Here is a 26,784-nt window from a genome sequence, read left to right as displayed (position 1 = left end):
CACTCTACCACGCCAGGGCTAGGCCATCGGCACGGGGTTCGGAAGCCGCAATGAAGTGATCCCCATCCCGCAAGAGGATCTGTCCCCGGCCAAAAAGGCCGTAATCCTCTTCTGCCTCCACCACCTGCACCGCATGGCCGCGGGCAGAGAGTTCGCGCACCACCTGGGGCGGCACTGTGCTCTCCAGGGCCACTTGCGGGATCCCTTGATCCAACAGCACTCGCCAGCGGGGCGCATCCAGGGCCGCTTGGGGGTTTAGGCCGTAATCCACCAAGTTCACCACCACCTGCACATGGCCTTGGGGCTGCATCGTCCCTCCCATCACACCAAAAGGGCCGAGAGGGATCCCTTCTCTGGATAGAAAAGCGGGGATGATCGTGTGGTAGGGGCGCTTGCGGGGGCCCACCTGGTTGGGATGGCCGGGCTCCAGGGTGAAACCCGTGCCGCGGTTGTGGAGAGCAATGCCCGTGCCCGGAACCAGCAGACCACTGCCGAAGCCATCGAAATTCGACTGAATCAAAGACACCATCAACTCACCATCAGCTGCAGCCAGGTAAACCGTTCCCCCCTCCGGCAGCCCTGGCTGGGCCAGGGGGATCGCCTCCCTCCCGATCAACTGCCGCCGCCGCTGTGCATAAGCCTTATCCAGCATCTGGGCAGGACTGACCCGCACATACTCCGGATCCGCCACCTGTCGGCTCACATCGGCAAAGGCCAGCTTCATTGCCTCAATCTGCAGGTGATAGCGCTCGCCGGCATCGTAGGAGATCCGACCCAGCTCAAAACCCTCCAAAAGGTTGAGCGCCATCAAAGCGGCAATGCCCTGCCCGTTGGGGGGGATCTCCCAGACGGTGTAGCCGCGGTAATCTGTATGGATGGGTTCCACCCAATCGGCCCGGTGCTGGGCCAAGTCGGCGGGGGACAGGAAGCCGCCCGTGGCCTCCGAGAAAGCCAGCAACTTCTCCGCCAGCTCCCCCCGGTAAAAACTCTCACCCCCGCTGTGGGCAATGGCCTTCAGGGTTTGGGCATGCAGGGGGCTGCTCCAGCGCTCCCCAGCCCGTGGGGCACGCCCTTGGGGAAAGAAAACGGCCTTGAAGGCCTCGTGGCGGGGATCTGGCAGGGGCAAATAGATGGACTCCGCCGCCTGCCACAGTTGGGCCACCCGGGGAGAGACCGGAAATCCCTCTTGCGCCAGACGAAGGGCAGGCACAAACAGACGCTCGAACGGCAGCTTTCCCCAGCGCCGGTGCAAGGTCTGCCAAGCGGAAACTGCCCCCGGCACCGTCACCGCTAACCAATCGTACGGGGGGATCCGCCCATGGTCCCGGTACCGCTCCGGCGTCAGGGCGGCTGGGCTGCGACCGGAAGCATTCAACCCGTACAGCTGACCCTCCTCCCCCCCCTCCCACACCAGAGCAAAGGCATCGCCGCCAATGCCATTGGAGGTTGGCTCCACCACCGTCAAAGCCACCGCCATTGCCACGGCTGCATCCACAGCATTGCCGCCCGCCCAGAACATCTCCATGCCCGCCATTGCCGCCAAAGGTTGGCTGGTGGCCACGGATCCCTGTCTGCCCATCACCACCCGTCGCCGCGAAGCAAACGGATAGCGATCCAGGGCCTGCCGCAAAAAAGTGGGTGCTGGCATATCGCTACGCGACGCTCTCGCGAATGGGCTGGGCTCCCTACACAGGCAGGTTATCGCTACGCGACGCTCTCGCGAACAGGAGTGTGGCCAACTCCGCAAAGCTGTCCACCACCACATCTGCCCCGGCGTGGCGCAGTTCCTCGGCGGTGAAAGCCGTGGTGAGGCCCACCGCAAAACAGCCAGCCCCCTTAGCGGCGCGGATCCCATGGGTAGAATCTTCAATCACCCAACACAACGCCGGATCCAACCCCACAGCGGCAGCCGTTTTCAGGTAAGGCTCTGGGTCGGGCTTGGCCCGCTGAATGTCTTCGGCGGTAATCACCGCGTCAAACCAGCGGTGCAGGTCGAAGCGCTGGAAAATCTGCGCTTGATCCCGGCGGATGGCCGAAGTGGTGACGGCCAGGGCAGAAAAGCGCTGGCGGCTGGCCGCCAAAAACTCCAGCACCCCCGGCACCAGTGGTACCTCTGCCAGCAGCTCGCCAAAAGCCTTGGCCTTTTCCTCGATCAAGCGCTGCACCAGCAGGGGCCGTTCTGCAGGTGGGGTGTCCGTCTGGTGTTGGACAAGGTACTCGAACATGTCGCGGTCGGTGCGCCCCTTGAACTGCAGGGAGATGGGGGCCAAATCCAGGGATAGGTGGCAGCGTTGCAGGGCAATGGCCCCGGCGCGGGCATGGATTGGTTCCGAATCCACAATCACCCCGTCCATATCGAAGAGCAAGCCGGCAGTCACGTCAGCCTTCCCCTGTTGTAGGCACAGCACTTTGGATTGCATAGACATTATCGCTACGCGACGCTTTCGCGAATGGGCAAGCACGGGACAGGGATCCTCTTTAACAACCCTACTGCCCCGTCTCCATCCCCCACCCGCAGAAGCGGCTGGTGATCTGCCAGATGGGATCCAACACATCCGTCAGGGCGTGGTCACTCTCCACCGCCACCAGTTGGGCCCAGGGGCGACGGGCCACATAGTCTCGACTGGCTTGAATGGGGATGGTGTCGTCTTGGATCCCGTGCACAATTAGGGTGGGCACAGGCCGTCGTAACCCCCCATCCGGGTAGCGTTGGGCATCGGCAACAAAGCCGTACTCCAAAGGGAGAGGGCGGCCTTCTCCGTAGTGAAACACCATGAGTTGTCCGGTTCGCTGCCAAGTCTCCACCGCCTCTGCCCCCAGCCGCGGCAGCCAATGGCCTAAAAAGCCAAAAGCCGGCGCCAAGAGCACCAAGCGCTGCACGCAAGGTTGTCGTTCGGCAACCCAAGCAGCCACCAGGCCCCCCAAGCTAGAGCCGATGAGGGTGACAGGGGGGTAGTTCATCTCGGCAAGCTGGCTGGAAACCTGCTGGATCTGGCGGGTCAAGGTGAGCTGGGCAAAATTGTCCTGGTTCAGATCGGGCACCTGAACAGGGATCCCCACCTGCTGCAGCCGCTGCCGAAAGAAAGTTGCCTTGGCCGACTGCGGCCCAGAGCCGAATCCATGCAGGTAAATCGCCAACACGGAAAGGGATCCCTATGGCCCTGTGGCTGCCGAGAGCCAGCCCGCCCCCAACACCACGCTGATGGAGAGGAAAAGGGTCGCTACCGTCCAGGTGATGCGGTTGAGGTTTTGCTCAGCACTCTTGGAGCTGGAGAACAGCTGGGCCTGCCCGCCAATGCCCGCCAACCCATCCCCCTTAGGGCTGTGCAGCAGCACCAAGATCACCAGCAAGATGGCCGAAGCCGACCAGAGAAACTCGAAAAACGCTTCCATCGCAGCGGATCCCTGTAGGGCAAGTTGCTAAGGCCATTATCGCTTGGAACCGCATCTTAGCGCACCCTGTCTCGGCATCGCTCCCATTTCAGAATCAAGTTGGCAGGTGAAGACCCACCCATCTTCTGTGGCATCCTCCCGGCGCTCGTCCTGCGGACAGAGCACAGGCTTCCCTTCCCGTCAGCAGGACGGAGTCCTTACCTCGCGGCTGGGCATTCCTGCCCCCTGCCACTTGCCTGGGTCTACAACCCCCGACAAAACGACTGGACAGGTGGCTTCCCTTCCCCAGCCTCCCTGGCTACTGCCAGCTCGCAAAACAACCTCTAATCCACCCAGCACAGTTCCCAAGGCTGAGGCTGGGTCCCGATGCACCCGGTACCGGCATTCAGGGCACTGAGGCCCCCCGACAGCCCAGCTGTTGCTGACTGTCCCCCAGCACTTGCGACCGATTTGGCTCCTCCCTTTGAGGTCAACCTTGGCAAGGTCCACCTCACCCTTCCAGCAAACCCACTCCAGAAGACATAGAACCTGTCCCCAGGCAGCCTCGACGCAATCCTTCAGGTCACTAGACGGGGAGAGAAGCTGGCGGACGAAGATATCGAGAAGATATCGATGGATATCGATCTTGCTTGAGAATCTGAACTGGCTGGGCTAAGCCATCTCTTCTGGAGGTGTTGTTTTGCTCCAGTTGTTTTGCCCCAAAAGGCGACCCCAAACGGGGCCGCCCGGTCTTTATCCAGCCCTTATGGAGATTTCCAGAGGATCCCCACCTCACCTACAAGGGCAAACAGTATTCACCTCAGTAGCTTACACCCCGGTAGGTCAGGGGCTGATGAGGGTGAGGCATCGCTTTCTTGCTGGTGTGGTGCACACAGAAGGTTTGACCGCGATACTGAGCTTGCAACTCCTCATCGCTGAGCTGAGTATGCGCGGGAACGTAGTCAAAGGTGTTGCCACGGAAAGAGAGTTTCATAAGTCGCCTCCATCAACGAAGGGTTGAGTTTGTTGTTGTTGAACCGTAAGCCACGGAGAGAGTGGCGCGATTCAGTTGAGGCGCGTTCCTTCGGGAAGACCCCTACTTCCGTCTCTGCACAGCTCCAGGCCACTGGTGAGCCAACTGCAGAGATGAACGATTTATCCTATGTCTGTATCATAACTTACGGTTTTGCAGGTTTTTTGGGGGATTTATAGAAATTTAATCCGGCCATACCCGCAAAAGGGATCCCTTGCCGTCGGCTCTTCCGCGGCTTCTCGGGCCTGACTGGGCAATCACCTATGCACTTTTCGGAATAGATTGCCGCAACCGGTTCCGGGCCCAGGGCACCAATCCCGTATTCGGCCAGTCTCCGCAAAATTCTGATTTCTTCTATTTCACCGCCTGCGCAAGTGCCTGCAGCCCTGCTCGCAGACGTTCCTCGATGTCGGCCTCTAGCTGTAGTGTTCCGGCAGCGTCCAACTGAATTTGAGAACTCAGGATATAAACCCCTCTCAGGATGTGGGTTGCCCCCATCACCGCCAGCACAGGTTTCATCGCAAAGTCGATGGACAGCAGATGGGCCAGGGTTCCCCCGGTGGCAATGGGGAGAATCACTTTACCGGTAAAGGCGTCTTGATCCAGCAAATCCAGCAGTGCCTTCAACACACCTGGATAGGAGGCTTTGTAAACGGGAGCAGAGATGACGATCCCGGTAGCTTGGGCCACCTTTTGCTGAATTGCCTTGAGTTGAGGGCTATCGAACTTGGCCAGTGCCAGATCCTCTGGGGGCAAATCCCGCACCGAAACAAACTGAGTGGTCAATCCCAGATCGGACAGGATCCCGGCAGCGTGATGTAAAACGGCTTCTGAGCGAGAAGGAGTGCTGGGACTACCGGAGAGCAGGAGGATGCTGGACATAGGCCGCAGACAGAATACTGTCTCAGTTGTACCAGGGATCCCACGTGAAAGATGATTAACCCACTCTCGCCCTGCCCCAGCATGCACGATAGCTTTGTCTCTCGACGTCATTCCCTGCTGGTCAAATTGCGGGCAAAATATGCCCCCCGACTCCCCACCTACTCAAGGGGTCGGGAACGTGATAGGTTAGATTCAGCAAGGGTTTCAGCTTGCTAAACTTGAGATTGATTTACGCGGGCGTAGTTCAGTGGTAGAACGCTAGCTTCCCAAGCTGGATGTCGTGAGTTCGAGTCTCATCGCCCGCTTTCCCCAACCAATCGGCAAAACCCGCTTTCCGCAAGCATTCCCGGACTTGGCCTAGTCCGGGAAATCAATGAGCTCAAGGTAAAAAGGGGTAGTTCGGGGTCAGTAAGATCTCCTTGGCCAGTGCCCAGTTAGGCAATGAAGCATGCAACTTTACGAGTACGACTTCTATGCCTGGACGCAAAAGCAAGCCGCACTGCTGAAATCGGGGCAGTGGGATCAACTGGATATCGCCAACTTGGTGGAGGAAATCGAGGCTTTGGGCAGGCAAGAACGCCGGGAATTGCTGCACCGGCTGGGGATCCTGGTAGGGCATTTGCTGAAGTGGCAATTGCAACCCCACCTGCGAGGCAAAAGTTGGCGGGCAACGATTACCGAACAACGCCGCCAGATCCAGCGATTGCTCAAAGACAGTCCCAGCCTCAAGCCCGATCTTTCGGCAGCCCTGCAAGAGGCTCACCAGGACGGGATCCTGTTGGTGGTGAGAGAAACACCATTGTCTGAAGCAGATCTGCCTGCCCAGTGTCCCTACACATTTGAGCAGGTGATGGATCCCGACTTTTATCCTGGCAAGGAAGATCCCCAGTGATCTGCTCAGCCCCCGGAACCAGAACCAGGGAGGGAGGGATCCCGACCCCGGTGGGTCTCCATCTGGCTGTCCACTACCCGTCGCAGCACTCCGTTGACGAAAGCGGCGGCCTCAGGATCCCCGTATTTTTTGGCCAATTCTACAGCTTCGTTGATGGCAACCTTCACGGGGCTGCTGGCCAGTATTTCCATCTCCACCACCGCTAGGCGCAGGATATCTCGTTCGATCCGACCAACCCGCTGCAATTGCCAACCCACCAAAGCCTTTTGCAAACGAGCATCAATCGCCTCCTTGTGGGTTCGCAGGGCAGTTAACAGTTGCAAAGCGTAGGCGCGCACTTCTTGGGATTGGGCAATGTACAACAGTTCCGGCATGGACAGGGCAACGCCCACCCGGTTGACTGCTCTTTGGGACAACTGGACAACCTCATCCAAGATGTGGCGGACGCTGTGCAGCCGCTGTTCCAGGTGTTCTAAGGCTTGGCCGGCGTTGCCGAGGGCCACTTGCACCTGCTGGATTAGCTCCAGCAATTCCCCCCGTAAGGCATTGGGGTCAGGAACGTCCGCCTCCTTCAGAGTGATTTCCAGGCGCTGCAGGTGTCGTTGGGCCTGCTGAAGGCGGAGGGTGACGGAGCGGGATCCACCCTCTTCCTTGGGATCCGAATCGGCCAACAATAGAGGATCGCTCTCGTGCAACAAACGGTCGCTGCGCTGGATTTCCGCCGCCGCTGTGGAGAGGGTTTCATGGGTCTCTTCACTCAGGGCGCGGATGGCTGCCAGCAGCAAGTCCTCCAGTTGTTTTTCGCTCAGTTTGGCCGCCGTGGCTGGCAGTTGATTGACCCCCAGCAGGGCCAGTTCGCGGGCAATACGCCGAGGTTGCATTGCAGAATATCCATAGCTTCTGAAAGACTGCCCCATTGCCGCAAGGCGGCGCGCAAGCGCTATCGGGCTTAGCCATGCTAGCAGGTTGCCAATCCATGAAGAACGAGAGACTCACCCGGTCAACCGGCCCTAAAACTGCGACTTAACACCCGAAACACCAAAGATGAACTCTGCTCTGTGCCAAAGCGAGATTGGCTGGATACCGAGAGGGTGAGCCGTCGTTTGCTGCGGGTGATGCCCACATACAGCAGCCGCAATCGCTCTGCTGCCAAATCCAAAAAGGCTTGCTTGGTGGCCGAGTCGGCCTGCAGCTCCCAGCCGCCTTTGGGGCTGAGCTGTCGCAACTGAGCCAGGGCCTCTGCCTGCATATCCACTTCATCCAAAAACTTCAGCCCCAGGGTTCGCTCCCCGTACTGGGTGGGAAACTCGTAGGCCGACACCTGGGGGATGAACACCTGATCCCATTCCAGCCCCTTGGCCCGATGCAGAGTCGTGACAGTGATGCTGCCCGGCTCGGGGTCGAAGGCGAAGATCTCCGAAGGCAAGTTGTTGAGGCGGTGATCCAGAATCACTTGAAATTCTTGGGCGATCTCCTGCCAATCGGTTTCGGGCAGGGATCCCAGCACCTGCTCCAGTTGATCGATCACGTAGCGACCCACAAACAGCTCTTCCGGCTTGCGGTAGAGGCTTTGAACGATCACATTCAGCACCTCTGGCCAAGGGGAGCGCCCGGCCCGGAGCCAACCGGCAAGGGTGCGCAGCAGCCTGCCCAAGTTCTGCCAAGGCGGGCCATCGGGCAGAGCGGGAGCCTCACCAAAGTTGGGAAATAGCAGCCGCTCCGGCAGAGAGGCGCGGATCCAGGTCAACATCGGCCCCAGTTCAGCACGTGGGATCCCCGCCCAATCCGCCAAGCAATCCACAGCAGCAGCCAAGCGAGTGGGGGCAGTGGGCTGGGCAAACCAGTCGATGATTCCCTTGAGCTGCAACAACACCCGCCGCTGACTGGGACTGCCCCGCAACAGATCGATCACCCGCTCCGCTCCCATTTCCTGGAGATAGCTGAGGGCTTTGCCCCCCAGCTCGTTAGTGGTGACCAGAATGGCCACCGTTTGGCCGGGAAAAGCTTGGGCGGCTGCAATGGCCTGCCGCGCCACCTGTTGCAGCTCCTCCTCCGGGGATCCGACAACCCGCAGAAAGTCCACACCACCCTCGCTGGCCGGGGGGTTTTGGCCACCGGAGGTGGCCAGTTGAATGGGCTGGGGGGCCAGAGCGGTGCGCAAAGCCGGGATGGGGTGCTGCTGATTCACCCACTCCACCAGGCGGTTGGCCAAAGCGATGATCTGGGGGGCGCTGCGGCTGGATTCATCCAAGAGCACCACCTGAGGACTGGCCTGGCAAAAGGCGCGAAACAGCCGCGGCTCGGCGCTGGTAAAGGTGCCCATGATGCTCTGGTTGGGATCCCCCACCCGCACCAGGTTGCCGGTGCGTTGGCTGAGCAGCCGCAGCAGCTCTTCCTGCAGGGGGGAACTGTCTTGGGCCTCATCCTCGAACAGGTAGTCGTACCAGTTCTGCACCTGCTCCCGCAGCTCTGGACTGCCCTCGATCAAATCCACTGCTTGCCAGCCCAGGTCGTCGTAGTCTAACTTGCCCAGGCGACGCAATTCCGCTTGATAACCGGCGTAGATGGGAGCAGCCCAGCCCAGATAGCCCTCGCTGGGGATCACTTCTGGCCCCAGGCGCAGATTCTTGGCCCTGCTGATGACCACCTGCACCATCTGCTGGAAACTGCGCCGGAACTGGGCTCGGTTTTGGGCGATCTTTTGCGGGTTGTTGTCGCCGGGGATCAGCGGCTCCCAGAGCTGAGTATGGCGGACGAGCCAAGCGCGGCACAGGCGGCTGAGCAACCGCTCCTGTTCGTATCCCTCCAAAATAGACAGCTCCTCCCAACGGCTGGGGGCCTCCCGCAACACCCGCAACGACAAAGAATGCAGGGTAAAGGCCTGGGTAAAGCGATCCGGATACCCCGCCCGTTGCAAACGTTGATTGATGCGGCTGATCAAGTTGCCCCGCGCCGAACGCATGTAGGTGAACACCCCGATGCGCTCCGGTGGGATCCCCCGATTGAGAATTAAATCGGCGATCAGCAGCTCCAAAATGAAGGTTTTGCCGCTCCCCGGAACGGCGGCGATCCCCAGCGGCCCCGATTGGTAGGCCAACGCCTGTTGCTGCGCCGGACGCAGGGTGACCTCAGGAAAGGGAGAAGAAGCCAGACCCAGCATGGGATCCCTGCCTAGCTGAGGATGAAGGTCTCGATGGCCGCCGCCACCCCGTCTTCTGTTACAGAAGGGGCGATCCAGTCGGCATGGGGCAACAGAGCAGGCGAGGCATTTCCCATCGCCACCCCGATCCCGGCGTATTGAATCATCTCAATGTCGTTGTCGCCATCGCCAATGGCCATCACCTGCTCCGCCGACAACCCCAGCATTTCCTCCGCCAAAAAACGAACGGCATTGCCCTTGTTCACCGCCGGATGGGTAGCCTCGAGAAAAATCGGCTCTGAACGGGTGAGGTAGAGCTGGTCAGGGGAATACCGCCGCCGCAGGGATCCCTGCAATTCCTGCAGGAACTCGGTATCCTCAGAAACAGCCAGGATCTTGGTGGGGCTTCGTCCGTATTGGGCGGAAGAGAACATCTGGAACGGCACCTGCGAGCGCTCAGCATAAGCCTGACTGAGGGGGCTCAGCTCCCGCAAATAGAGCTGGTCATCGATGTAGAGGTGAACCCCCACCGGCTGATCCTGCAACACTTGCAGCAACTCCTCGGCCAGCGGCCAGTCAAGGCTCCAGTGCTTTAGGGTCTTTTGGCTATCGGGATCCCGAATTAAAGCCCCCTGGTAGCTGCATAGGGGCATATCGGCCCCAATCGCGTAGTGGAACCGCTCGGCAGAACGATGCATGCGACCCGTAGCGATGGCTACTCGCACCCCTGCTGCTTTGGCCTTCTGAATGGCCTCCCGAACCGGCTCTGAAACCTGGTTGGAAGGCCCGGCAATCGTGCCATCGATATCCACCACCAACAGCCGAATCTGGGCACGGGGTGGAGAAGATGCCCGCTCTCTTTCCTCGACTTGGACGTTAGCCTGAGTTTGCATTGCTGTTGTTTGCCCTCCTCCTGGCAACCTTCCAGACCGTAGCATGGCTCTGCCTCGATTGGTTGACGGTCATTGGCCGGCTCAGTACACAAAGAATCAACACAGAAGAATTGAACAAGTGAGATGGCCGGGTGGGGGATCGGTTTCCGCCCCTATTCCCGCCAACGAGAAAGCGTAGAATTAAGAAAGACTAGCCCCGTGATGGACGAAAACATTGTGATCATGCTGAAACGAATCGGTCGCGTCTGCCGGCCTCTGCTGGCCATTGCCCTGGCCTTGACCTTGGCCCTGGCTCCCGTAGGCGCTGTTTGGGCACGCAGTGGCGGTCGCATTGGCGGCGGATCTTTCCGGTCTCCGACGTTCTCTGCCCCCCGCTCGATTGGCCCGCACTACTCAGCTCCTGTCTACCCCAGCTATGGAGGCGGCTTTGGTTTTCCGCTGCTGGTGCCCTTTTTCTGGGGAGGGGGGGGTGGCGGCCTGCTGACGCTGCTGCTCTTGGTTGGGGCAGGTAGCTTTTTGGTGCAGACGCTGCGCTCGGGGATCAGATCCGAAGAAGGGGACGATAGCATTGGGGTTCGCGATCCCCAGGTAACTGTTGCGCAGGTAAAAGTGGGACTGCTGGCCAGCGCCCGGCAACTGCAAAAAGACATGAACGCCCTGGCTCTGGAGGCGGATACTCAGTCGCCAGAAGGGCTGAGCCAACTGTTGCAAGAGGTCACCCTTGGCTTGATGCGCTACAGCGACTACTGGGCCTATGGCCATGCCCAAGCGGAGAAGCTGCCCCTCTCCCGCGCCGAATCCCTGTTCTATCAAGCCTCTTTACAAGAACGGAGCAAGTTCAGCGTCGAAAGCCTCAGCAACCGCAACAACCAGATCCAACAAGTCTCCCAAGCGGCGCTGCAGCGATCTGCTGCTGGGATCCCAGATGTTGGCGAGTACCTGCTGGTAACTCTACTGGTTGCGTATCGTGGTAACTTGGGTACACTACCTGTAGTTAACTCCATGGCGGATCTGCGGCAGTGCCTGTTGCAGCTGGCTTCGATTCCGGCAGATCGGATTGTGGCCATCGAAGTGCTGTGGACGCCGCAGTTGGAGGGAGACACCCTGTCGGCAGAGGCGCTGTTGACCGAGTACCCGGAAATGCGGCTCCTTTGAGAGCCTTTGGGCGATAGACGGCAACTGTTGGCTGAGTGTCTCAACTCCTCGGGATCCCCGCCGCTCAGGCTAGGGAGGTTGTATGTCCGGGTTAGATGCTTCAGCGGGCAGAGGCCGTCGTTCCCCTTGGGCATGGTCTGGCCAAGTTAAGCAGGCAGATTCTCTGTTGGATGAGCTGTTCGAGGATTTGGAGAACAGCTTGGAAGAGGGGCTGTCAGAAGCCGGCGAATATCCTTACCTCGGCACACGGCCCCCACTGCCTTCCCGGCGCTTCTCTGCTGCCGGAGGATTACTGATGGGTATGGCTTTGGCCGCTACCTTGGTGGCAGGGCTGGCTTTTTGGATGACCCTGCGCCCGCGGGCGGTGGTTTTTTCGCAGGCCACTCGGGATCCCTTGGCTGAGGCACCCAAATCTTCCCATTCCGATGCTCACCAGGAGCCCTTGCTTCCCACTGCTGCTGATGTGGATGAAAACCCCAAAGCTCCACCTGAGGATTCTGCAAAGGCTGTCTTGGTCGAACCGGCAAAACCGCCGACTGTTGCCGCTCCTCTTGCTTCAAGAGGGGCTGGTCTTCCCTCTCCCCCCAGGGTACCTGCGCCTCCGGTGCCAGCGCGGATCCCACCCCAGCCTCTGCCGCAGATGAAGCTGGTGGGATTGATCCACGATCCAGGTGCCCCCAAGGCCCTGATTTTGATCGACAACGTAGTACGTCAGGTGGCTGTTGGCCATGCGGTGAAAGCAGAGTGGCGGGTTACCTCCATCAGCCCCTACGGTGTGAGGGTGAGCAATGGTGCTCAAAGCGTCACCTTGCAGTTGGGGCTGTCGCAGCGGATCTGAATCACCTGGATGGGGATCCCTGCTGGGTTGAGCAGCGCCTGGAGGGTGGGAGATTGGATTGAAGGAGAAGGGGCAGATGAAATTCGCCAAGCTGGGGCGAATGAGCCGCTGCAGAGTGGGAGTGGGCTTAGTTCTGGGATACCTCTGTCTCGGGCTGTTGGCTTGTCGCAGTACACCCCCCTTGTCAGAATCCCCATCGGGGATCCCGGCGGCCTATGCTAGCCGCCCGCAACTGCAAGGGAAGGCAGTGGTGGAGATGGAGGTGCAAACTGCTGAGGGGGTAGGCAAGGTGATCTTGGCGATCCACGGGGAAGCGGCACCCCTGACCGGCGGCCAGTTCGTGGATTTGGTTCAGCGGGGCTTTTACAATGGCCTCACCTTCCATCGGGTGGAAAAGGATCCGCAGCCTTTTGTGGTGCAGGGTGGGGATCCCCGTGGTGACGGTACAGGGGGTGCAACAGAGCCGGGGAGCAACCGCCTGCGCACCATCCCCCTGGAAATTCAGCTGCGTGGGGAACCCTACCCCCGCTACAACACCTTGATCCAGGATCCCGCTGCTCTGAGTAAGTTGCTCTTGCCCCATCGTTTGGGGGCGGTGGCCATGGCCCGTTCTAGCCCACTTGACTCAGCCTCTTCCCAGTTTTACATCACCCTCTCTGCTCTGCCGATTTTGGACGGGCGCTATGCCGTGTTCGGCTACGTCACCGAGGGGATGGAGTGGGTGGAGCGCATCCAGGTGGGAGATGTGATCCGCTCGGCGCGGGTGTTGGAAGGAGCGGACTTGCTTAGGGTGCCGGGATCCCAACCGGAAAGAGCAGATCAGATGGAGGATCCCGGCAGTTTATGATGGGCAGCAACTCTGCTGCTGGTTTGGTTGTTGTGGCTCTGGCTTTTGCCTTGGGGAAGGGCAAGTTTTGCCCCCGTCCCCTCCGCCAACACCTGGGCACCCTTTCATGCAAGAAGACGCTTTTTCCCCCCTTGAGCCCCTAGACGAGCTGCCACCTCACTCACCGCCGGAGGTGGATGTGGAGCTGATGCTGCAGCAGTTGCAGGATCCGGATCCCTATTTGCGGATGCAGGCGGCCCGCGCCTTCTGTGAGATCGAAGAACCCCGCGCCGTTAAACCCCTGCTGGCCCTAGTCCGGGATCCCTGCCCGTTGGTGCGGGTGGGAGCAGCCTATGCCCTAGGTCGGAATCCGGATCCCGCTGAGGTGGAGGTGCTGATCGAGGGCTTGCGCTGGGATTGGAACGGCTATGTGCGCAAAGGTTTGGTGTGGGCGTTGGGCAATGCCAAGGATCCGCGCGCCTACCCGGTGTTGCTGGAAGTGTTGGCCGGGGATATCGCGGCAGTGCGATTGTGGGCTGCCAGTGCCCTCGGACAATTGGCTCAGGCGCAGGCGTTGCCCGGCCCGGCATTGGATGAGGTGGTCGCAGCTCTCTGCCGGGGCTTGGCTCAAGATCCAATCGCGGCGGTACGCGGCAACTGTGCCTGGAGCTTAGGGATCCTGGGGCAACAGGTGAAACTGGCTCTCGAGGATCCCGCCGTTTACGCAATGCTAACAAGGCAGTTGCTGACCAGCGCCCGCCACGATCCCGATTGGGGGGTTCGGGATGACGCGCGGCTTGCCCTACAAAAGCTGGCAGATCCCGATTTGCTGGAGCAACTGGATAACCTCAGCTGATCGTTATAGTCATTTTTAAACTAGATTGAGACACTCCCCAAGCATTCCACGCTGCTGCCCCTACTCCCAGCCTCGCTGCCAGAGGGAGAGGGGAGCTAGACGAAAATGTTTCATTCCCGTTTAACGAACCAGATCGAGTGTCACCGAACCAGATCGAGGAGCCAAGCAAAGTAGAAGCGGCTGCGAATGGTTTGTCGCTGCTGCACTTTCCAGCCCCATTCGGTTAATTGGCTCACCAAGGTCGCCTCTCGGTGTTGATAGGCGCGGGTGGTTTTGCTGGGGCCGGGGAAGAACTCTCCCACTTTCTTCAGCAGCGTCAGCCAGGGGGTTTTGGGAGCGAAACTGAAGATCAGGCGGGACTGGGCCAGGCAGGTCAGGTGTTTTAGCATGCGCAGGGCCTCGGCTTCAGGGTAGTGGATCATCACATCGAGGCAGATGACGACATCGTATTCCCCCGTCAATTCCTCCAGATCCGAGACCCAAAAGTGTGGGTTGTCTGTGGATCCCAACTCCATTTGCTGGCGGCGGCGTGCTTCGTTCACCATTTGTTCCGAGATGTCGCTGGCGAACACCTGCGCCCCTCTGGTGGCCAAGGGCAAACTGAGGCTGCCCACCCCGCATCCGGCATCACAAATGCGTAAACCCGAGGGATCCCCCAACCACTGCAACACCGTCTCTACTGTGCGAGCATGGCCAAGGCGGATGTCTTTTTGGACGAAATTGACTTCTTCTTCACCATAAATGCGCCGCCAGCGCTCGAAGCCAACGGAGTTGAAGTAATCGCGGACAATGGTTTTCTCTTGCATAGAACTTCCAGCTAGGGATCCGGCGAGAGAAAAGAGGAACGCCCTGCTCTGTCGAGACCCGGCATTTCTTCGCCCATGCGCATCTCATTCTACCCCGAGCCCCCGTAGCCCTCTGCACGGTTGCTCTAGGATTGTATTAGAATTAGCCCGCACACCTTGGATGCTGCACCATGACCGAAGCTGAGATTGCCCAAGCGTTGCAGGCTCGGTTGGCTGCCCCGGTCAGAATTGCGGTCAAACGCCGCCAAGGTCATCTGCATGTTCTTCTGAATCGATCCTCCTCGGCCCGAGTGGACTACCCCCATCTCATGGAACGGGTGCAGGCGGAGCTCAGAGTGTTGGGCTTGCCCGGCTTGGAGCAGGTCACGGTGTACGGGCGTGAGTCGGGACATTCTGAATACGAGTGGGAGCAAACGGCCCCCTTGTTGAACCCGCTGCTGGCCTCAGAAGAAACCACAGTTCTGTTGGAAAAAAAAGGCGACTTCTTGTTGCAGGATCTAACAGTTGTTGCCCCGGATTCGGTCAACTCAAAGCCTGAACCTGCGCCGGAGAATCCTGTCGGGAAAACCGACATAGGCAGCAGGTCCCGCATCTCCTGGGTGTGGCTGGGGGGAGCTGTACTGATTGTTGGAATTGGGGTGATTCTTTTGCTGGTTGCCCTTCTCTGAAAGAGCTGGGTAAAGGTTCTTGTTCTTGTCTTGGGAAAAGCCTCAGGGAGCGTTGCCGAGAGTCGCCGATGAACTTTGAGGATGCCGGGATCCGGTCAATTGGGCTTTTTGCAAGGCATCCTGCAGCATTCGCTCCACCAACTCGGTGAACGTCCACCCCAGAGCTGCCGCCGCATCGGGACAGAGGGAAGTGGGGGTCATGCCGGGCAGTGTATTCACCTCCAACACCCAAGGATTTTCCTCGGGATCCACCCGCAGATCCACCCGCGCCAAGCCTTCGCACCCCAACGCCTGGTAGGCCTTCAGACCTGCCGCCTCACAGCGGGCCAACCCTGCCGGGCTGAGGGAACAGGGGATCAAATGCCGCGAGCCACCGGGTGCGTACTTGGCTTCGTAGTCGTAGAAGTCGCCTTGGGCGGGGATGATCTCAATGGCCGGAAGAACTTGGCCGGACAAGATCGAGAGGGTGATCTCCTTTCCGGGAACATAGCGCTCCAGAAAAATCCGCGACGAGACCGAGCGGGCCAACTCCAGCCCCTGAGCAAATGACCTCTCATCCCGGACAATGCTGATGCCCACCGTCGAGCCGTTGTTGCTGGGCTTAATCACCAGTGGGGATCCCAACTCTGCCGCACAGTCGGCCCAAGTGAGGGGGTTTTGGTCATCCCAAACCTGCCAATCGGGGGTAGGGATCCCCGCGGCGCGAAAGATCTGCTTGGAGACCAGCTTATCCATGGCCAGAGCACTGGCCAGCGGCCCGGATCCCTGGTAGGGCAGGCCCAGCCAGTCCAGCATTCCCTGTACCACCCCATCCTCGCCACCAGGGCCATGCAAGGCAATCCAAACGAAGTCGCAGCCGGCTTGCCGTTCCTGCCAAAGGCGCAGAGGCAGATCCTCATCTGGGTCGATTACCTTGACCCGATGGCCCAGGTCCTCCAAAGCCCGTTTGCAGGCTTTACCCGTTACCCAAGAGACTTGACGTTCTGCCGAACGCCCCCCCGCCAAGACAACAATGTTCATGGCCTAACCCCAAAGCACTCCCCACCCTCAACAACCGGCACCAAGATACCAGCATACCTTCACCCTACCCTACGAAGGGGGCCGTCGGCGGCGCAAGAACTCGGGAATATCTAAGCCTCCAGACATCGGCGGCTCAGGCTCCGGAGGCTGTCGAGGCGGCAGCCCAGAGCCCGTGGGAGTGGGCTTGGGAACCCCCGACCTGTTGGAGGCAGAAACTTTGGTTGCAGCAGGGATGGCGGCTGGACGGGCTTTCTCTTGGAAACCGGTGGCGATGACCGTGATGCGCACTTCCCCCTGCATGCGCTCGTCTTGGACGGTGCCGAAGATGATGTTGGCCTCGGGATCCACTGCCTCGGCGATGATCTCGGCAGCCACCGTGACCTCATGCAAGGACAAATCCGGCCCACCGGTAATGTTGAAGAGGACACCTTTAGCCCCTTCGATGGAGGTTTCCAAAAGCGGCGAAGATACAGCGGTAATGGCGGCTTCGCGGGCGCGGGACTTGCCGGATCCCATGCCAATCCCCATCAAGGCAGAGCCGGCATCGGCCATCACGCTGCGCACATCGGCAAAATCCACGTTGATCATGCCGGGAATGAGAATGATATCCGAGATGCCCTGCACCCCCTGCCGCAGCACATCATCAGCAACGCGAAAAGCCTCTTGGACAGGGGTTTGCTCGGAGATCACCGAAAGCAACTTGTCATTGGGAATTACAATCAGGGTATCAACTGCCTCCCGCAGCGCTTGGATCCCTTCCTCGGCCTGCTTGCTGCGGCGTTTGCCCTCAAAGGAAAAAGGCCGTGTCACCACTCCCACCGTCAGGGCACCACTGGCTTTGGCAATTTGGGCGATGACGGGTGCTCCACCCGTGCCCGTGCCTCCCCCCATGCCGGCGGCAATGAAGACCAGATCTGCCCCTTTGATGGCTGCCGATATTTCTTCGCTGGATTCCTCTGCAGCTTTCTGGCCAATGGCCGGGTTACCACCTGCACCCAAGCCTCGAGTCAGCTTCTGCCCAATTTGCAAGCGGTTCACCGTCGAGGACTGGGCAAGGGCCTGCGCATCGGTATTGACGCTCCAAAACTCGACGCCCACGAGGTTACTGGCCGCCATCCGACTGACCGCGTTGCCACCCCCACCCCCCACGCCTACAACCTTAATCTTTGCGGCATTGCTCGGCATGAAGTCCTCTGGACGATCCGCCGCTCTGGTCTGAGATCCGTTCCTCTCATACTCGGCATGAGAGCCTTCTCCCCTGTGGCGCTCATTCCAATGGGAAGGCGCAGACTGGGCTGAACCCAACCCTTGCCCAGGATTGAGAGGATGGATGTCTGACCAATTGGATGGCATGTCAGCTCTCACAATAACTTAAATTCTGGCAAATATCGAATATGCTAGCTGATTTAATATAGAGCAACTCCCTCCAGATGCCAACGCTGCCGACGTTTGTGAATCTTCCCGCTGAATACGGCCCTCCTAAAGACGCCTGTTGGCAGAATCTCAGGTAGCCTTTCTTGCCTAGAGGCATTTCTCTCTGAACTTGTCTCGAAGCTTTTGTGTGTAAGAATAGGTGTTCTCGAATACTTAGACCCTTGCAGGGGAAGAAGGGTCCAAAGGGAGGTTTCGGTACAAGAGTCTGGCCCTAGTTAAGGCCCAGTTAAGGCGAAGAGTTCCCTATCCAGCCAAAGGCTGATAGAGCGCCACTTTGTAGAACTGAGGCTTTGGCATCCTGTAGAGATTCAGGGATCCGGACTTGCATTCAGCTAGAAATTGCAGGAGCCCCGCACTGTACCCGTAGGGTCGATGTCGGGAGGAATGCTATAATAATGCTGCGGACACCAGAAACGGTTGTTTAAGGCACTGGTAACGGTCGATTGGGGGTGCTGTAAACCACCCCAGAGGCTCGTGGTTGGCTTGCCAACTGCAGGGCTACTAAAAGCCCGCTCCGTACCGCCTAGCGGTTGATGTCGGGTAGTTTACACCAGCTCTAGGTGGATCTCCGCTTTTAGCCGTTGGGGGAGGGAAATTTTGAATACATCTCCCTGATTCATTTCGTGGGCATCTTCCATGCTGGCCAGGGCTTCCACCACTTCTTCGGAGTTGGCGGTTAGCACCACAACGGGGCGCTCGCAGGCAATGGGGAAATCGTGCCACGTGCCGAGGTGCAGCAGCAGCCCATGCCCGGCAGGGAATCGCAGGGCTTGTACTTTGTCGAGATCGGGAGCTGCTTTGGGATGGTTGGGAGGAGCCATCACCATGATGAACGGCTCTTGCCCCAGGCCGACAAACAACTGGGTCATACGCATGTGGCGCTCCAGCCAGAGCACAGGTGGATATCCGGGCAGGATCTTAGCCGTACGGATAACGGCTCTGCCGGTGTATTGAAAGTCGATGTTCTGTCCTTCCAGGACACGCCCCTGATAAAAGGGGATCCCCAGCCCAGGATTGGCCACATCGTCCCCTATAAGTTGGCCGAAGGGTTGCACATTTTCTGGGGTGGCATCCACAATCGGCACCCGGACAACGGTGGTGGCAGTTGCAGTCGTGCTCATGGTTTGCATCCTCGCTCTTGATTGGACTGGGGTCAATTGGATTGGAGTCAGGCTTTCTATCTTAATTAATTGTCTTATTGAGATTAATTGTCTTATTGAGAGCAATAGGTAAAGAAACGGTTTTCCCGGTAACGGCCTATACATCTTTGATTCTTATTTAATTCTTAACTTTTAATTCTTAACTTTGTTCTTCTCGAGGGCTTTGCGGGTTAAACCACCGCTCGATGATGTGGCGAATTTGCCGGGCGGCAGTGCCATCGCCAAAGGGGTTTTGGGCTTGGGCCATGCGGGCATAGGCTTGTGGGTCTGTGAGCAATTCTCGGGCTGCCTTCAGGATCTTTTCGGGGTGTGTGCCTACCAGGCGGGCGGTGCCGGCAGCAATCGCTTCAGGACGTTCGGTGGTCTGCCGCAGCACCAGCACCGGTTTGCCCAGGGCAGGGGCCTCTTCTTGAATGCCGCCGGAGTCGCTGAGGATGAGGGTACAGCGCTGCATGGCGCTCACCCAGAGGGGATAGTCCAGAGGCTCAGTGAGAAAAGCCCGCTCATGGGATCCCAACAGGGCTTGCAGGGGATCCCGCACCAAGGGGTTGGGATGGAGGGGCAAAAGAAGGGCGGTATCGGGAAACTCGGCCAAGATCTGCAGCAGAGCCTTGCCGATGGCGGTTAGGGGATCCCCCCAATTTTCGCGTCGGTGCAAGGTAACCAGCAGGACACGGTAGCGCTGCCAGTCCAGCCCGGGAATGGGGCAGGGGATCCCTTGGGAGGCCACCTGCAGTAGGGCGTCGATGACAGTGTTGCCGGTGCAATGGATGGATCCCACCACGTGGCTTCGCTTCAGGTTGTCAACGGCTTGGGGGGTAGGGGCAAAGTGCAGGCTGGCCAACTGGGAGATCAGGCGGCGATTGGCCTCTTCGGGGAAAGGATTGTAGAGATCATCGGTGCGCAGTCCGGCTTCCACATGCCCAACCGGGATCCGGTGGTAAAAAGCTGCCAAGGCGGCAGCGAAGGCGGTGGTGGTATCTCCCTGCACCAAAACCAGTTGAGGATGTTGCTCTTGAAAGTAGAGTTCCAGGCCCCGCAAGGTGGCTTCGGTGATGTCCGTCAAGCTTTGGCGGGGGCGCATGATCGCCAGATCCCGATCCGCTTGCAGACCGAATAGCCGCATCACCTGATCCACCATTTCCCGGTGTTGTCCGGTCAAGATCAGCTCGGTGCGCAGATGGGGACTGGCACGCAGAGCTTGGATCACCGGGGCCAGCTTAATGGCTTCGGGCCGTGTGCCCAAGATCACGGCAACGAGGGGAAGAGAGGCCATAAGCTCAAGGACATCGGCACCTGTAGAAGATGGGAAGCGCAGCTCATTGAAGCAAGGCCACCAACAAACCACTAACAAAAACCACTAACAAAACAGAGGCGGCGAAGGGCGTGGGTTGCTCAAGGTCGCAAGCCACCGAGATGTAGACTCTGCTGAGTCAGGCTGAGGGCAATGTCGAGACGAGAGGAACCACAAGGGGGCTATTGCTGCTCACCCCGATCTTACCCCTCCAGCTGCCCCACCAATTGTTCACCGGATGAGCTGGAGAAAAAGGGTTGACGGGATCCCACTCCTGCAACTAGCCTAAAGGGAGCTGAAGAGATCCTCTTCTGGCTGTCCGGGTTGTTTCGGTTAACCTTTTTGGAGGAAAACGTTCAGCAGCATGGACGCTTCCGGTAGTTGTAGCGCCAGCCACCAGTGGATGGTCTTCGAGGAGCACGTTCTTGAAGATTGGGCTCTTACTGGTGTCCTCCTTTTCCCCGCTGACAGCTTCTGTCGTCGCTTGAGAGGATCCCGTTTCGCCAACGCGAAGGGGTGGGAGAGTTTTCCCGGCTAGCTTTTGACTTGGGTGGCTCTCTCAGTCGGCGACGAACAGATGAGCTGAGCAGAGCCTTACCTGAGCAATGGGTTTGTGCAGCCCTGTTCAGAAAAGGGGAGATCAGGAGTAATTCCGAGGGGATTCCCATTGACTTTCCCGTTGTGGGTTTTGGGGTTTCCGCAGGCCTGGGGATCCCTTGGAGTCCCTCTTATCGGCTTGGGCGCTTGCGATCCAAGCTGGGCTTGGAGGCCTGGCGCTAGACCTACGGCTTGCTGCGCGGCCATCCAAGGGTTTCAGGGCTTCCCTGTGAGCCTCGGAGCACCGGTTGGCTGTTGACCTCCTGGTTCTCTTCATCCCGGCTGACCCCAACGTTCGGAGGTTTATCATGCGGCACAACGTTCTTCGCGATCTCCTAACCCCTGCTTCCTTGGAAGCCGCCAAGCGAGAGGCCAACCGCGCTCCCATTGCCGAGCTGGTGCAGCAGTTGATGGAGATTTCACCTCGGCAGCGGGTACTGGCTTTTCGCTTGCTGGAAAAAGACAGAGCCATTGCAGTGTTTGAGTATCTGCGGCCCGAAGAGCAGGCCGATCTCATTCGCAGCATGGAAAGCCCAGAAGTGATCCAGCTCATAGAAGCTCTGCCACCTGATGAGCGGGTACGTCTGTTTGAGGAGTTGCCGGCCAAAGTAACCAAGCGCCTCATTGCCAACCTCAGCCCAGAAGCTCGGGAAGCAGTGAATATCTTGCTGGGTTATCCAGAGCGCAGTGCCGGTCGGCTGATGAACCTGCGCTACTTGTCGGTACGAGATACCATCACCGTCGGGGCTGCTCTGGCCAGCGTGCGGGACTCTCAACTGGGAGACGATGAGCTGGATGTGATTTTTGTGGTGGACGATCAGCGGTTCTACAAAGGTTTGGTTCGCACCGTGCGCCTCGTGAAAGCAGATCCGAATTTGCCCATTCGGGAGCTGATTGAGGGATCGGATACTTTTGCTCGGGTTACCGACCGGGATCTCCAGGCAGCTCGTTTGCTCAAGGATTCGGGCTTGCCGGCTATTCCGGTGGTGGATACGGAAGGGCGCTTGGTGGGTGACATCACTTTTGAAGATGTGATCAATTTGGTGGAAGAAGAGGCTACGGATGCTGCTCTGGCCCAAGCAGGGGTGGGCAACTTGCTCAGCCGAGACAAGGTTTGGAGCGAGCGCCTGGTTAAAGGCTCCCGTTGGTATGCCGTCCGCCTGCGCATCACGTTTTTAATCATCACCTTGATTGGCGGCATGGTGGTGGGGGGAGTGATCCAAACCTTTGAGGAAGTGTTGCAAGCAGTGACGGCAGCGGCTATTTTCATCCCCTTGGTCATGGATATGGGCGGTAATGTCGGCACCCAATCTACGACCATCTTTGCCCGTGGCTTGGCTTGGGGCCACATCAACGTGCGGCAGTTTCTCCCCTATTTGCTGCGGGAAGCCAGCATTGGTGGCATTATCGGTGCGATCCTGGGGGCCACGGCTGGGGTGATTGCCTACTTCTGGCAGGGGGCACCGAATGGGATCCCACAATTGGGTCTAGCGGTGGGCTTGGCTCTGGCCATTGTCCTCACTTTGGGGGCTATCTTGGGCGCCATTTTGCCCTGGGTGATGTTAAAGCTGGGCTTTGACCACGCTCCGGGAGCGGATCCTTTTATCACCACCATTAAAGACTTCACCGGCCTCTGGGTGTATTTCACCCTGGTGGCTTGGCTAGTCGGGGTTGAAGTGGAGCTCTAGGGCTGCGCCGGCGCTGGATCCAGGGGGCACCTCACCGGCAAAGCGCGTTCCAGGAACGAATAATCCAGCCCTTCTTGAGAAATCAGCCTTTCAGAGTCTCGCCACAAGGCCATCGCGACGGCGGCGCAGAGCACTTTTACGAGGTGTCCTTTGACCAACGAAGGGTTACAGCAAACATTTAGGAGGTGTGCCATGACCTTGAAAGTTCTATCTCCCTTGGCTGCTGCTCAATTTCGGTCACGGCTGCAGCAGTATGCCTATCGGGTGGGCATAACCTGTGCTTTAGAAACAGGTGGTAAGCTGGCCCCAGAATCCGCCTTTGCTCAACTGGAAGCCCTCTGGCAAACCTTGCAACAGGAAGCCACTGCCCTTGGGATCCCAGATGAGGATGGCTAAACTTTATCCTTTCACGAGAACCGGAGCATGACCTGGATTGACTTCACCTTGCGTTTGGCCGTTGCCTTTGTCCTGGGATCCCTCATTGGCCTGGAGCGACAGTGGCGGCAGCGCATGGCCGGCTTGCGCACCAATACCCTGGTGGCCACGGGTGCAGCTTTGTTTGTCATGCTCTCGGTTCTCACCCCTGATGAAAGCAGCCCGACCCGTATTGCGGCCCAAGTGGTATCGGGGATTGGCTTTTTGGCCGGGGGCGTGATTCTTAAGGAAGGAGCCAGCGTCCGTGGCCTGAACACTGCCGCCACCATCTGGTGTGCAGCCGCGGTGGGAGCCTTTGCCGGATCGGGGTACATTCCCCAAGCTGCCATTGGGGCCGCAGCTGTGTTGATCTCCAACGTTGTGCTGCGTCCACTGGGCTACCGCATCAACCAGCAGCCTTTGAAAGGCACAGAACTGGAACTGGTCTATGAGTGTTCGTTCATCTGCAAAAGCCAAGCAGAGGCCCACATCCGCGCCTTGCTCCTGCAGGGTATAGCTCCCACCCATCTCAAACTGCGTGCCCTCTACAGCGAAGACCTGGAGGACAAGCCCAATCTGGTCAAAGTCGAAGCAGAGCTAGTCACCCAGACCCGCGACGACCAAGCCCTGGAACTTGTCGTCAGCCGCCTCAGCCTAGAGCCAGGCGTGATCACTGCCCGATGGCGGATCATCGAACAGGAATTTGGGTAAACTACCCGACTCCGACCGCTAAGCGGTACGGAGCGGGCTTTCAGTAGCCCTGAGCCTGCTCTGCCCTACCAGAGAACAAAACAGGCCCGGACCTCCAGGCTGGTTTACGGCAGCCCCCAAGAGCGCAATTACGTTTGCACCATTCAAATCCGCATCCCCTTCCCATCCACAGTGTCCACACTTAAACTTCTTTCCACTGCGATAGGATTGCGCAGGGTCGGGATGAATGTGCAAACACCGGTGGCAGGTCTGCGACGTGTAGGCAGGCGGAACAAGAATCAGAGCAACCCCCGCACGCAGAGCCTTGTACTCCAAAAATTGACGGAGTTGATAAAACGCCCAACTATTTGCCCGCCTACGCTCTGTCTTGCTGCGTGGCTGTTGATTGACCCTTTCCCGAATCCCTGTCAAGTCTTCCAGAGCAAGAGCGCTATTTGTCGCCTTTGCCCTAGAGACAATAGCTTTGGAGATGCGATGATTGACCCACGCCTGAAAGCGTCTCTCCTTGCCAGACAGCCGTTGCAACAGTTGACGGCATCTGCGCCGCGAACTGCGGGTGCCCTTACTGGCTTTGCGTTGGAGTGCCGCCCTCAGCTTGGAGTAGTGGTCTCGGATTCGGTTCAACTGCTGTCCATTCCAGTTGTCCCCCTCTGACGTATGGGCGATATCCGTCCTGCCCAAGTCCACCCCGATCACCCTGTCGGTATCTTGTTGCTTGGGCGGGTTTTTCTCTACGCAAATCTGGATGTAGTAGGAGCCGTCTTTCCGCTTGACCAGGGTGGCAGATTTTGGGTTGGAACCAGCCAGCATCCCACGCTGGTAGTTGCCAATGGCTAGTTCAAAGCGCTCTCGCCCTTTCACCGTGGTCAGCGACACCGTCCAGTCTTTCTCGCGAAATGAGAAGATACGTGCATCGTAGGTAACGAACCTACGCTTGAACTCTTTAACTGGACGGTTGCGCTGTCTCGCCACTTTGCGAGCGCCCGCCACCCGTCTGCACACCTGTTGAGCCAAGTTACTGGACAAGCCGAACCGGGCTCGAATCTCGTAGTAGCAAAGGGATTGCAGTTTGACCGCGTTGACGATCTTCTCCGGCGTGTTCTGGTTGACCCAGTTCAATGCCTGCACAAAGACATCCATCGTCGCGTCCAATTTGGCGGCTTGTGACGGGAACACCTTGAGCTTACAGGATATGGTCAGGACTTGGCTCATAAGTCCATTGTACTTCATCAAAGCGCATTCCTCCCGGCACTGACCCTACGGGTACAGTGCGGGGCTCCTGCGATTTCTAGCTGATCCCTCATCCTGCCAACTCCCAACCGGTCAGCAACGCAAACACCAGAAATAAGCCGCCCCCCACCCAATGCACGGCGCGTTCAGAGATGTGAGCTGCTAAAAAACGACCTCCCACCACCGCCAGCCCCACCATCAGACCATGACCCAGGGTTGCCCCCGCCCAGACACTGAATCCCGGATGGGTGGCGGCTAGGGAAACGGTAGCAATCTGGGTTTTATCCCCGAACTCGGCTAGGGCGATCAAACTAAAGGCTTCCCAGACGATGGCCCTAACCCCCCCGCGGCCAACTCCTTTTGCTTCTGCCTGCATCACTTGTCTGAGGGCTTCCTCTTCTTCTGGTAATGCCTGTTGAGGTGGCATTCTGCACGCTTGCCAGAGCATTCTCAAGCCAAAAACGGCGAAAACCCCAGCCGATAGCACCCGCACGCCCAAGGGTGGCAGTAGCTTAAAAAGCACTTGCCCGGTTCCTACCGCTAGCAGGTTCATCATCGCTAAAGCCAGCCATGTCCCCAGAAAAACCCAGCGGCGTGGGTGGCGCATCGCCAAAATCAAGGGGGTAAAAAAGGTTTTGTCCCCAAATTCCGCTACCGTCACCAGCAGCAAACTCGATAAAAAACCGGCCCACATTTTCTAGCCTCCAACCTCTCTTGTGTGTGGAATCGGTTCACACCTAGAGGTGAAGGCTGGGAAAGTCAGACGGACTCACCAAGCTCACCTCCGCGTGAACTCAGTGAAAGTCTCGTCACCAAAGCAGCCTGCCGGGCTTGCTTTGTCTCTTGCACCGGGCTGTTTTTAGCCAGTATGTCGATGCAGAGGGCGGTAAGCCGCCTGACTACTCCCTTTCCGTCTGAATGGTAGCATGCTGAGCTCCCAGTGGGAGTAGTTCATTTCCGATGGGATCCCCCAAGACTTGCTGTGCCTTGGCCGATATCAGTGCCGCGCATCGCTTACCAGAGGATTGTGAAGGAGCGGCAGGCTATTATGATCACGGTTGAGGAGAAAATCAGGGGAAAACCACGTGGATGCAAAGTTAGTCTTGGTGGGGGTTGCTCTTGTCCTCTCTCTGGCAAGTTTCTACTTCGGCACCCGCAACGGCTTTTACGACACCGACAAGTATCACGGCAATGGCTCTGCTCATTAGAGCCGGGCGCTGGTGATTTTTTTATGGATCCCTTGCCCAGAAGGGCTTCCCTCCAGAATACAGGCAACGTCGGCGAGGGCTGGGTGCGGCAATATCTCTGTCAGCAGGGCTGGCAGATCCTGGCCCAGCGGTGGCGCTGCCCTTGGGGCGAGCTGGATCTGGTTGCCCACAAAGCTGATGTGCTGATTTTCGTAGAGGTGAAAACCCGTAGCCCCGGTAGCTGGGATCGAGGCGGGCTTTTGGCGGTTGGGATCCCCAAGCAGCGACGCTTGATCCGGGCTGCCCAAGCCTTCTTGAGCCAGCATCCCCACCTCTCCGAGTTGTCCTGCCGTTTTGATGTTGCGCTGATAGAACGTCGGGCCTCCAGGGAAGGGGTAAGCTACGCTTTGGTTGACTACCTGCCAGCAGCTTTTGAGATTTGTTGAGGCAAGCTTATCCGAGATGCTGTGGGAGCTTATGGCCGTTTCAGGTTAGGTGAGATGCCTGGGCTGCTGAGACAAGCCCTCTAGCCCCGCGCATTATTGCTCCGCAACGCTATTGCTCCACAACCCTGACGCAGTGTCCTAGAGTGTCCTAGGTTGTGTTGATCTTTCATTTGAGCCAAAAGAGAGCACTGACGAGATAGAGAAAACTCAAGAAGTTCCTGGCCAATTTGTCAAAACGAGAAA

27 protein-coding genes, 1 tRNA gene and 1 riboswitch are annotated in these 26,784 nt (G+C 58.5%); of the genes, 12 read left to right on the top strand and 16 right to left on the bottom strand.

Translation table 11 applies throughout. The annotated features are described in order from the left end of the window. Nucleotides 1-4: 4 nt before the first annotated feature. The 6 genes from ACVWZF_RS12055 to ssuE form a co-directional block, all read right to left on the bottom strand. Nucleotides 5-1,648, bottom strand: a complete 1,644-nt coding sequence (locus tag ACVWZF_RS12055) for a gamma-glutamyltransferase family protein (protein WP_457411560.1) — start codon at nt 1,646-1,648, stop codon at nt 5-7. Between the two features lie 37 nt (nt 1,649-1,685). Then, nucleotides 1,686-2,420: an HAD family hydrolase gene (locus ACVWZF_RS12050; protein WP_238376756.1), complete on the bottom strand. Its 735-nt coding sequence runs from the start codon at nt 2,418-2,420 to the stop codon at nt 1,686-1,688. A gap of 67 nt (nt 2,421-2,487) precedes the next feature. Beyond that, complete coding sequence (locus ACVWZF_RS12045; RefSeq protein WP_414343667.1) at nt 2,488-3,141, bottom strand: YqiA/YcfP family alpha/beta fold hydrolase; 654 nt, start codon at nt 3,139-3,141, stop codon at nt 2,488-2,490. Nucleotides 3,142-3,153: 12 nt separating this feature from the next. Continuing rightward, nucleotides 3,154-3,393, bottom strand: coding sequence for a preprotein translocase subunit SecG (gene secG, locus ACVWZF_RS12040; protein ID WP_011433676.1), 240 nt, complete (start codon nt 3,391-3,393; stop codon nt 3,154-3,156). A gap of 799 nt (nt 3,394-4,192) precedes the next feature. Then, complete coding sequence (locus ACVWZF_RS12035) at nt 4,193-4,366, bottom strand: DUF4278 domain-containing protein (RefSeq protein ID WP_083757650.1); 174 nt, start codon at nt 4,364-4,366, stop codon at nt 4,193-4,195. A gap of 79 nt (nt 4,367-4,445) precedes the next feature. After that, a riboswitch (Glutamine riboswitch) is annotated at nt 4,446-4,527 on the bottom strand. A gap of 232 nt (nt 4,528-4,759) precedes the next feature. Continuing rightward, nucleotides 4,760-5,287: an NADPH-dependent FMN reductase gene (gene ssuE / locus ACVWZF_RS12030; RefSeq protein WP_414331394.1), complete on the bottom strand. Its 528-nt coding sequence runs from the start codon at nt 5,285-5,287 to the stop codon at nt 4,760-4,762. Between the two features lie 233 nt (nt 5,288-5,520). On the opposite strand from ssuE, the gene ACVWZF_RS12025 reads away from it, so the two are divergent. Continuing rightward, nucleotides 5,521-5,592, top strand: a tRNA-Gly gene (locus ACVWZF_RS12025). 143 nt (nt 5,593-5,735) lie between these two features. Beyond that, nucleotides 5,736-6,179: a DUF29 domain-containing protein gene (locus ACVWZF_RS12020; RefSeq protein ID WP_414331397.1), complete on the top strand. Its 444-nt coding sequence runs from the start codon at nt 5,736-5,738 to the stop codon at nt 6,177-6,179. Nucleotides 6,180-6,184: 5 nt separating this feature from the next. Here ACVWZF_RS12020 and nusB read toward each other — a convergent pair whose 3' ends face one another. The 3 genes from nusB to ACVWZF_RS12005 all read right to left on the bottom strand — a co-directional run bounded on the left by nusB (nt 6,185) and on the right by ACVWZF_RS12005 (nt 10,211). Then, nucleotides 6,185-7,060, bottom strand: coding sequence for a transcription antitermination factor NusB (gene nusB, locus ACVWZF_RS12015; protein ID WP_414331399.1), 876 nt, complete (start codon nt 7,058-7,060; stop codon nt 6,185-6,187). A gap of 119 nt (nt 7,061-7,179) precedes the next feature. Continuing rightward, on the bottom strand, nt 7,180-9,339 hold the full coding sequence (locus tag ACVWZF_RS12010; RefSeq protein WP_011433681.1) for an ATP-dependent helicase: 2,160 nt from the start codon (nt 9,337-9,339) through the stop codon (nt 7,180-7,182). 11 nt (nt 9,340-9,350) lie between these two features. Beyond that, the gene (locus ACVWZF_RS12005) at nt 9,351-10,211 is read right to left on the bottom strand and encodes a Cof-type HAD-IIB family hydrolase (protein ID WP_457411559.1); all 861 of its coding nucleotides are present in this window, start codon (nt 10,209-10,211) and stop codon (nt 9,351-9,353) included. Nucleotides 10,212-10,433: 222 nt separating this feature from the next. Between ACVWZF_RS12005 and ACVWZF_RS12000 the strand changes: the two genes are divergently transcribed. The 4 genes from ACVWZF_RS12000 to ACVWZF_RS11985 all read left to right on the top strand — a co-directional run bounded on the left by ACVWZF_RS12000 (nt 10,434) and on the right by ACVWZF_RS11985 (nt 13,886). Next, nucleotides 10,434-11,366 carry a DUF1517 domain-containing protein gene (locus ACVWZF_RS12000; RefSeq protein ID WP_457411557.1) on the top strand — a complete coding sequence of 311 codons (933 nt, stop codon included), beginning with the start codon at nt 10,434-10,436 and terminating at the stop codon, nt 11,364-11,366. A gap of 82 nt (nt 11,367-11,448) precedes the next feature. Continuing rightward, entirely contained in the window at nt 11,449-12,204 is a 756-nt protein-coding gene (locus tag ACVWZF_RS11995; RefSeq protein WP_457411555.1) for a hypothetical protein, read from the top strand. Nucleotides 12,205-12,280: 76 nt separating this feature from the next. Continuing rightward, entirely contained in the window at nt 12,281-13,051 is a 771-nt protein-coding gene (locus ACVWZF_RS11990; protein ID WP_011433685.1) for a peptidylprolyl isomerase, read from the top strand. A gap of 106 nt (nt 13,052-13,157) precedes the next feature. Further along, nucleotides 13,158-13,886: a HEAT repeat domain-containing protein gene (locus tag ACVWZF_RS11985; protein WP_011433687.1), complete on the top strand. Its 729-nt coding sequence runs from the start codon at nt 13,158-13,160 to the stop codon at nt 13,884-13,886. A gap of 140 nt (nt 13,887-14,026) precedes the next feature. Here the strand turns inward: ACVWZF_RS11985 and bchM are convergent, their stop codons facing one another. Beyond that, on the bottom strand, nt 14,027-14,692 hold the full coding sequence (bchM, locus tag ACVWZF_RS11980; protein ID WP_011433688.1) for a magnesium protoporphyrin IX methyltransferase: 666 nt from the start codon (nt 14,690-14,692) through the stop codon (nt 14,027-14,029). 170 nt (nt 14,693-14,862) lie between these two features. Between bchM and ACVWZF_RS11975 the strand changes: the two genes are divergently transcribed. Further along, nucleotides 14,863-15,360 carry a hypothetical protein gene (locus tag ACVWZF_RS11975; protein WP_011433689.1) on the top strand — a complete coding sequence of 166 codons (498 nt, stop codon included), beginning with the start codon at nt 14,863-14,865 and terminating at the stop codon, nt 15,358-15,360. 42 nt (nt 15,361-15,402) lie between these two features. On the opposite strand, the gene ACVWZF_RS11970 is transcribed toward ACVWZF_RS11975, so the two are convergent. From ACVWZF_RS11970 to wecB, 4 genes are all read right to left on the bottom strand, one after another. After that, a complete protein-coding gene (locus ACVWZF_RS11970; RefSeq protein WP_011433690.1) occupies nt 15,403-16,380 on the bottom strand; it encodes a D-alanine--D-alanine ligase family protein in 978 nt (325 codons plus the stop codon). A 69-nt stretch (nt 16,381-16,449) separates the two neighbouring features. Next, on the bottom strand, nt 16,450-17,565 hold the full coding sequence (gene ftsZ, locus ACVWZF_RS11965; RefSeq protein ID WP_011433691.1) for a cell division protein FtsZ: 1,116 nt from the start codon (nt 17,563-17,565) through the stop codon (nt 16,450-16,452). 794 nt (nt 17,566-18,359) lie between these two features. Further along, the gene (locus ACVWZF_RS11960) at nt 18,360-18,935 is read right to left on the bottom strand and encodes an ureidoglycolate lyase (RefSeq protein WP_041437468.1); all 576 of its coding nucleotides are present in this window, start codon (nt 18,933-18,935) and stop codon (nt 18,360-18,362) included. A 178-nt stretch (nt 18,936-19,113) separates the two neighbouring features. Further along, on the bottom strand, nt 19,114-20,250 hold the full coding sequence (wecB, locus tag ACVWZF_RS11955; RefSeq protein ID WP_011433693.1) for a non-hydrolyzing UDP-N-acetylglucosamine 2-epimerase: 1,137 nt from the start codon (nt 20,248-20,250) through the stop codon (nt 19,114-19,116). Between the two features lie 923 nt (nt 20,251-21,173). Here wecB and mgtE point away from each other — a divergent pair. The 3 genes from mgtE to ACVWZF_RS11940 all read left to right on the top strand — a co-directional run bounded on the left by mgtE (nt 21,174) and on the right by ACVWZF_RS11940 (nt 23,678). Then, on the top strand, nt 21,174-22,553 hold the full coding sequence (gene mgtE / locus ACVWZF_RS11950; protein WP_457395948.1) for a magnesium transporter: 1,380 nt from the start codon (nt 21,174-21,176) through the stop codon (nt 22,551-22,553). 192 nt (nt 22,554-22,745) lie between these two features. Then, on the top strand, nt 22,746-22,949 hold the full coding sequence (locus ACVWZF_RS11945) for a DUF7219 family protein (RefSeq protein WP_238376758.1): 204 nt from the start codon (nt 22,746-22,748) through the stop codon (nt 22,947-22,949). Between the two features lie 27 nt (nt 22,950-22,976). Then, nucleotides 22,977-23,678, top strand: a complete 702-nt coding sequence (locus ACVWZF_RS11940) for an MgtC/SapB family protein (protein WP_011433697.1) — start codon at nt 22,977-22,979, stop codon at nt 23,676-23,678. An 18-nt stretch (nt 23,679-23,696) separates the two neighbouring features. Here the strand turns inward: ACVWZF_RS11940 and ACVWZF_RS11935 are convergent, their stop codons facing one another. Further along, nucleotides 23,697-24,890 carry an RNA-guided endonuclease InsQ/TnpB family protein gene (locus ACVWZF_RS11935; RefSeq protein WP_011433698.1) on the bottom strand — a complete coding sequence of 398 codons (1,194 nt, stop codon included), beginning with the start codon at nt 24,888-24,890 and terminating at the stop codon, nt 23,697-23,699. 88 nt (nt 24,891-24,978) lie between these two features. Then, nucleotides 24,979-25,602 (bottom strand): TMEM165/GDT1 family protein, encoded by a 624-nt coding sequence (locus ACVWZF_RS11930; protein WP_011433699.1) that lies wholly within the window; start codon nt 25,600-25,602, stop codon nt 24,979-24,981. 391 nt (nt 25,603-25,993) lie between these two features. Here ACVWZF_RS11930 and ACVWZF_RS11925 point away from each other — a divergent pair, with 391 nt between their 5' ends. Further along, complete coding sequence (locus tag ACVWZF_RS11925; protein ID WP_011429573.1) at nt 25,994-26,116, top strand: hypothetical protein; 123 nt, start codon at nt 25,994-25,996, stop codon at nt 26,114-26,116. 23 nt (nt 26,117-26,139) lie between these two features. Then, nucleotides 26,140-26,541 (top strand): YraN family protein, encoded by a 402-nt coding sequence (locus tag ACVWZF_RS11920; RefSeq protein WP_011433700.1) that lies wholly within the window; start codon nt 26,140-26,142, stop codon nt 26,539-26,541. The last annotated feature ends 243 nt before the right edge of the window (nt 26,542-26,784 follow it).

Source organism: Thermostichus sp. OS-CIW-30 (assembly GCF_054060215.1).
Note: the sequence above shows the minus strand (reverse complement) of the source record. Positions and strands in the feature narration are given on the sequence as shown.

What these genes read in the sequence shown, in the direction of transcription:
- ACVWZF_RS12055 (WP_457411560.1), bottom strand. Translation starts at nt 1,648, where the DNA reads ATGCCAGCACCCACTTTTTTGCGGCAGGCCCTGGATCGCTATCCGTTT.
- ACVWZF_RS12050 (WP_238376756.1), bottom strand. Translation starts at nt 2,420, where the DNA reads ATGCAATCCAAAGTGCTGTGCCTACAACAGGGGAAGGCTGACGTGACT.
- secG (WP_011433676.1), bottom strand. Translation starts at nt 3,393, where the DNA reads ATGGAAGCGTTTTTCGAGTTTCTCTGGTCGGCTTCGGCCATCTTGCTG.
- ACVWZF_RS12035 (WP_083757650.1), bottom strand. Translation starts at nt 4,366, where the DNA reads ATGAAACTCTCTTTCCGTGGCAACACCTTTGACTACGTTCCCGCGCAT.
- ssuE (WP_414331394.1), bottom strand. Translation starts at nt 5,287, where the DNA reads ATGTCCAGCATCCTCCTGCTCTCCGGTAGTCCCAGCACTCCTTCTCGC.
- ACVWZF_RS12020 (WP_414331397.1), top strand. Translation starts at nt 5,736, where the DNA reads ATGCAACTTTACGAGTACGACTTCTATGCCTGGACGCAAAAGCAAGCC.
- nusB (WP_414331399.1), bottom strand. Translation starts at nt 7,060, where the DNA reads ATGCAACCTCGGCGTATTGCCCGCGAACTGGCCCTGCTGGGGGTCAAT.
- ACVWZF_RS12010 (WP_011433681.1), bottom strand. Translation starts at nt 9,339, where the DNA reads ATGCTGGGTCTGGCTTCTTCTCCCTTTCCTGAGGTCACCCTGCGTCCG.
- ACVWZF_RS12005 (WP_457411559.1), bottom strand. Translation starts at nt 10,211, where the DNA reads ATGCAAACTCAGGCTAACGTCCAAGTCGAGGAAAGAGAGCGGGCATCT.
- ACVWZF_RS12000 (WP_457411557.1), top strand. Translation starts at nt 10,434, where the DNA reads ATGCTGAAACGAATCGGTCGCGTCTGCCGGCCTCTGCTGGCCATTGCC.
- ACVWZF_RS11995 (WP_457411555.1), top strand. Translation starts at nt 11,449, where the DNA reads ATGTCCGGGTTAGATGCTTCAGCGGGCAGAGGCCGTCGTTCCCCTTGG.
- ACVWZF_RS11990 (WP_011433685.1), top strand. Translation starts at nt 12,281, where the DNA reads ATGAAATTCGCCAAGCTGGGGCGAATGAGCCGCTGCAGAGTGGGAGTG.
- ACVWZF_RS11985 (WP_011433687.1), top strand. Translation starts at nt 13,158, where the DNA reads ATGCAAGAAGACGCTTTTTCCCCCCTTGAGCCCCTAGACGAGCTGCCA.
- bchM (WP_011433688.1), bottom strand. Translation starts at nt 14,692, where the DNA reads ATGCAAGAGAAAACCATTGTCCGCGATTACTTCAACTCCGTTGGCTTC.
- ACVWZF_RS11975 (WP_011433689.1), top strand. Translation starts at nt 14,863, where the DNA reads ATGACCGAAGCTGAGATTGCCCAAGCGTTGCAGGCTCGGTTGGCTGCC.
- ACVWZF_RS11970 (WP_011433690.1), bottom strand. Translation starts at nt 16,380, where the DNA reads ATGAACATTGTTGTCTTGGCGGGGGGGCGTTCGGCAGAACGTCAAGTC.
- ftsZ (WP_011433691.1), bottom strand. Translation starts at nt 17,565, where the DNA reads ATGCCGAGCAATGCCGCAAAGATTAAGGTTGTAGGCGTGGGGGGTGGG.
- ACVWZF_RS11960 (WP_041437468.1), bottom strand. Translation starts at nt 18,935, where the DNA reads ATGAGCACGACTGCAACTGCCACCACCGTTGTCCGGGTGCCGATTGTG.
- wecB (WP_011433693.1), bottom strand. Translation starts at nt 20,250, where the DNA reads ATGGCCTCTCTTCCCCTCGTTGCCGTGATCTTGGGCACACGGCCCGAA.
- mgtE (WP_457395948.1), top strand. Translation starts at nt 21,174, where the DNA reads ATGCGGCACAACGTTCTTCGCGATCTCCTAACCCCTGCTTCCTTGGAA.
- ACVWZF_RS11945 (WP_238376758.1), top strand. Translation starts at nt 22,746, where the DNA reads ATGACCTTGAAAGTTCTATCTCCCTTGGCTGCTGCTCAATTTCGGTCA.
- ACVWZF_RS11940 (WP_011433697.1), top strand. Translation starts at nt 22,977, where the DNA reads ATGACCTGGATTGACTTCACCTTGCGTTTGGCCGTTGCCTTTGTCCTG.
- ACVWZF_RS11935 (WP_011433698.1), bottom strand. Translation starts at nt 24,890, where the DNA reads ATGAGCCAAGTCCTGACCATATCCTGTAAGCTCAAGGTGTTCCCGTCA.
- ACVWZF_RS11930 (WP_011433699.1), bottom strand. Translation starts at nt 25,602, where the DNA reads ATGTGGGCCGGTTTTTTATCGAGTTTGCTGCTGGTGACGGTAGCGGAA.
- ACVWZF_RS11920 (WP_011433700.1), top strand. Translation starts at nt 26,140, where the DNA reads ATGGATCCCTTGCCCAGAAGGGCTTCCCTCCAGAATACAGGCAACGTC.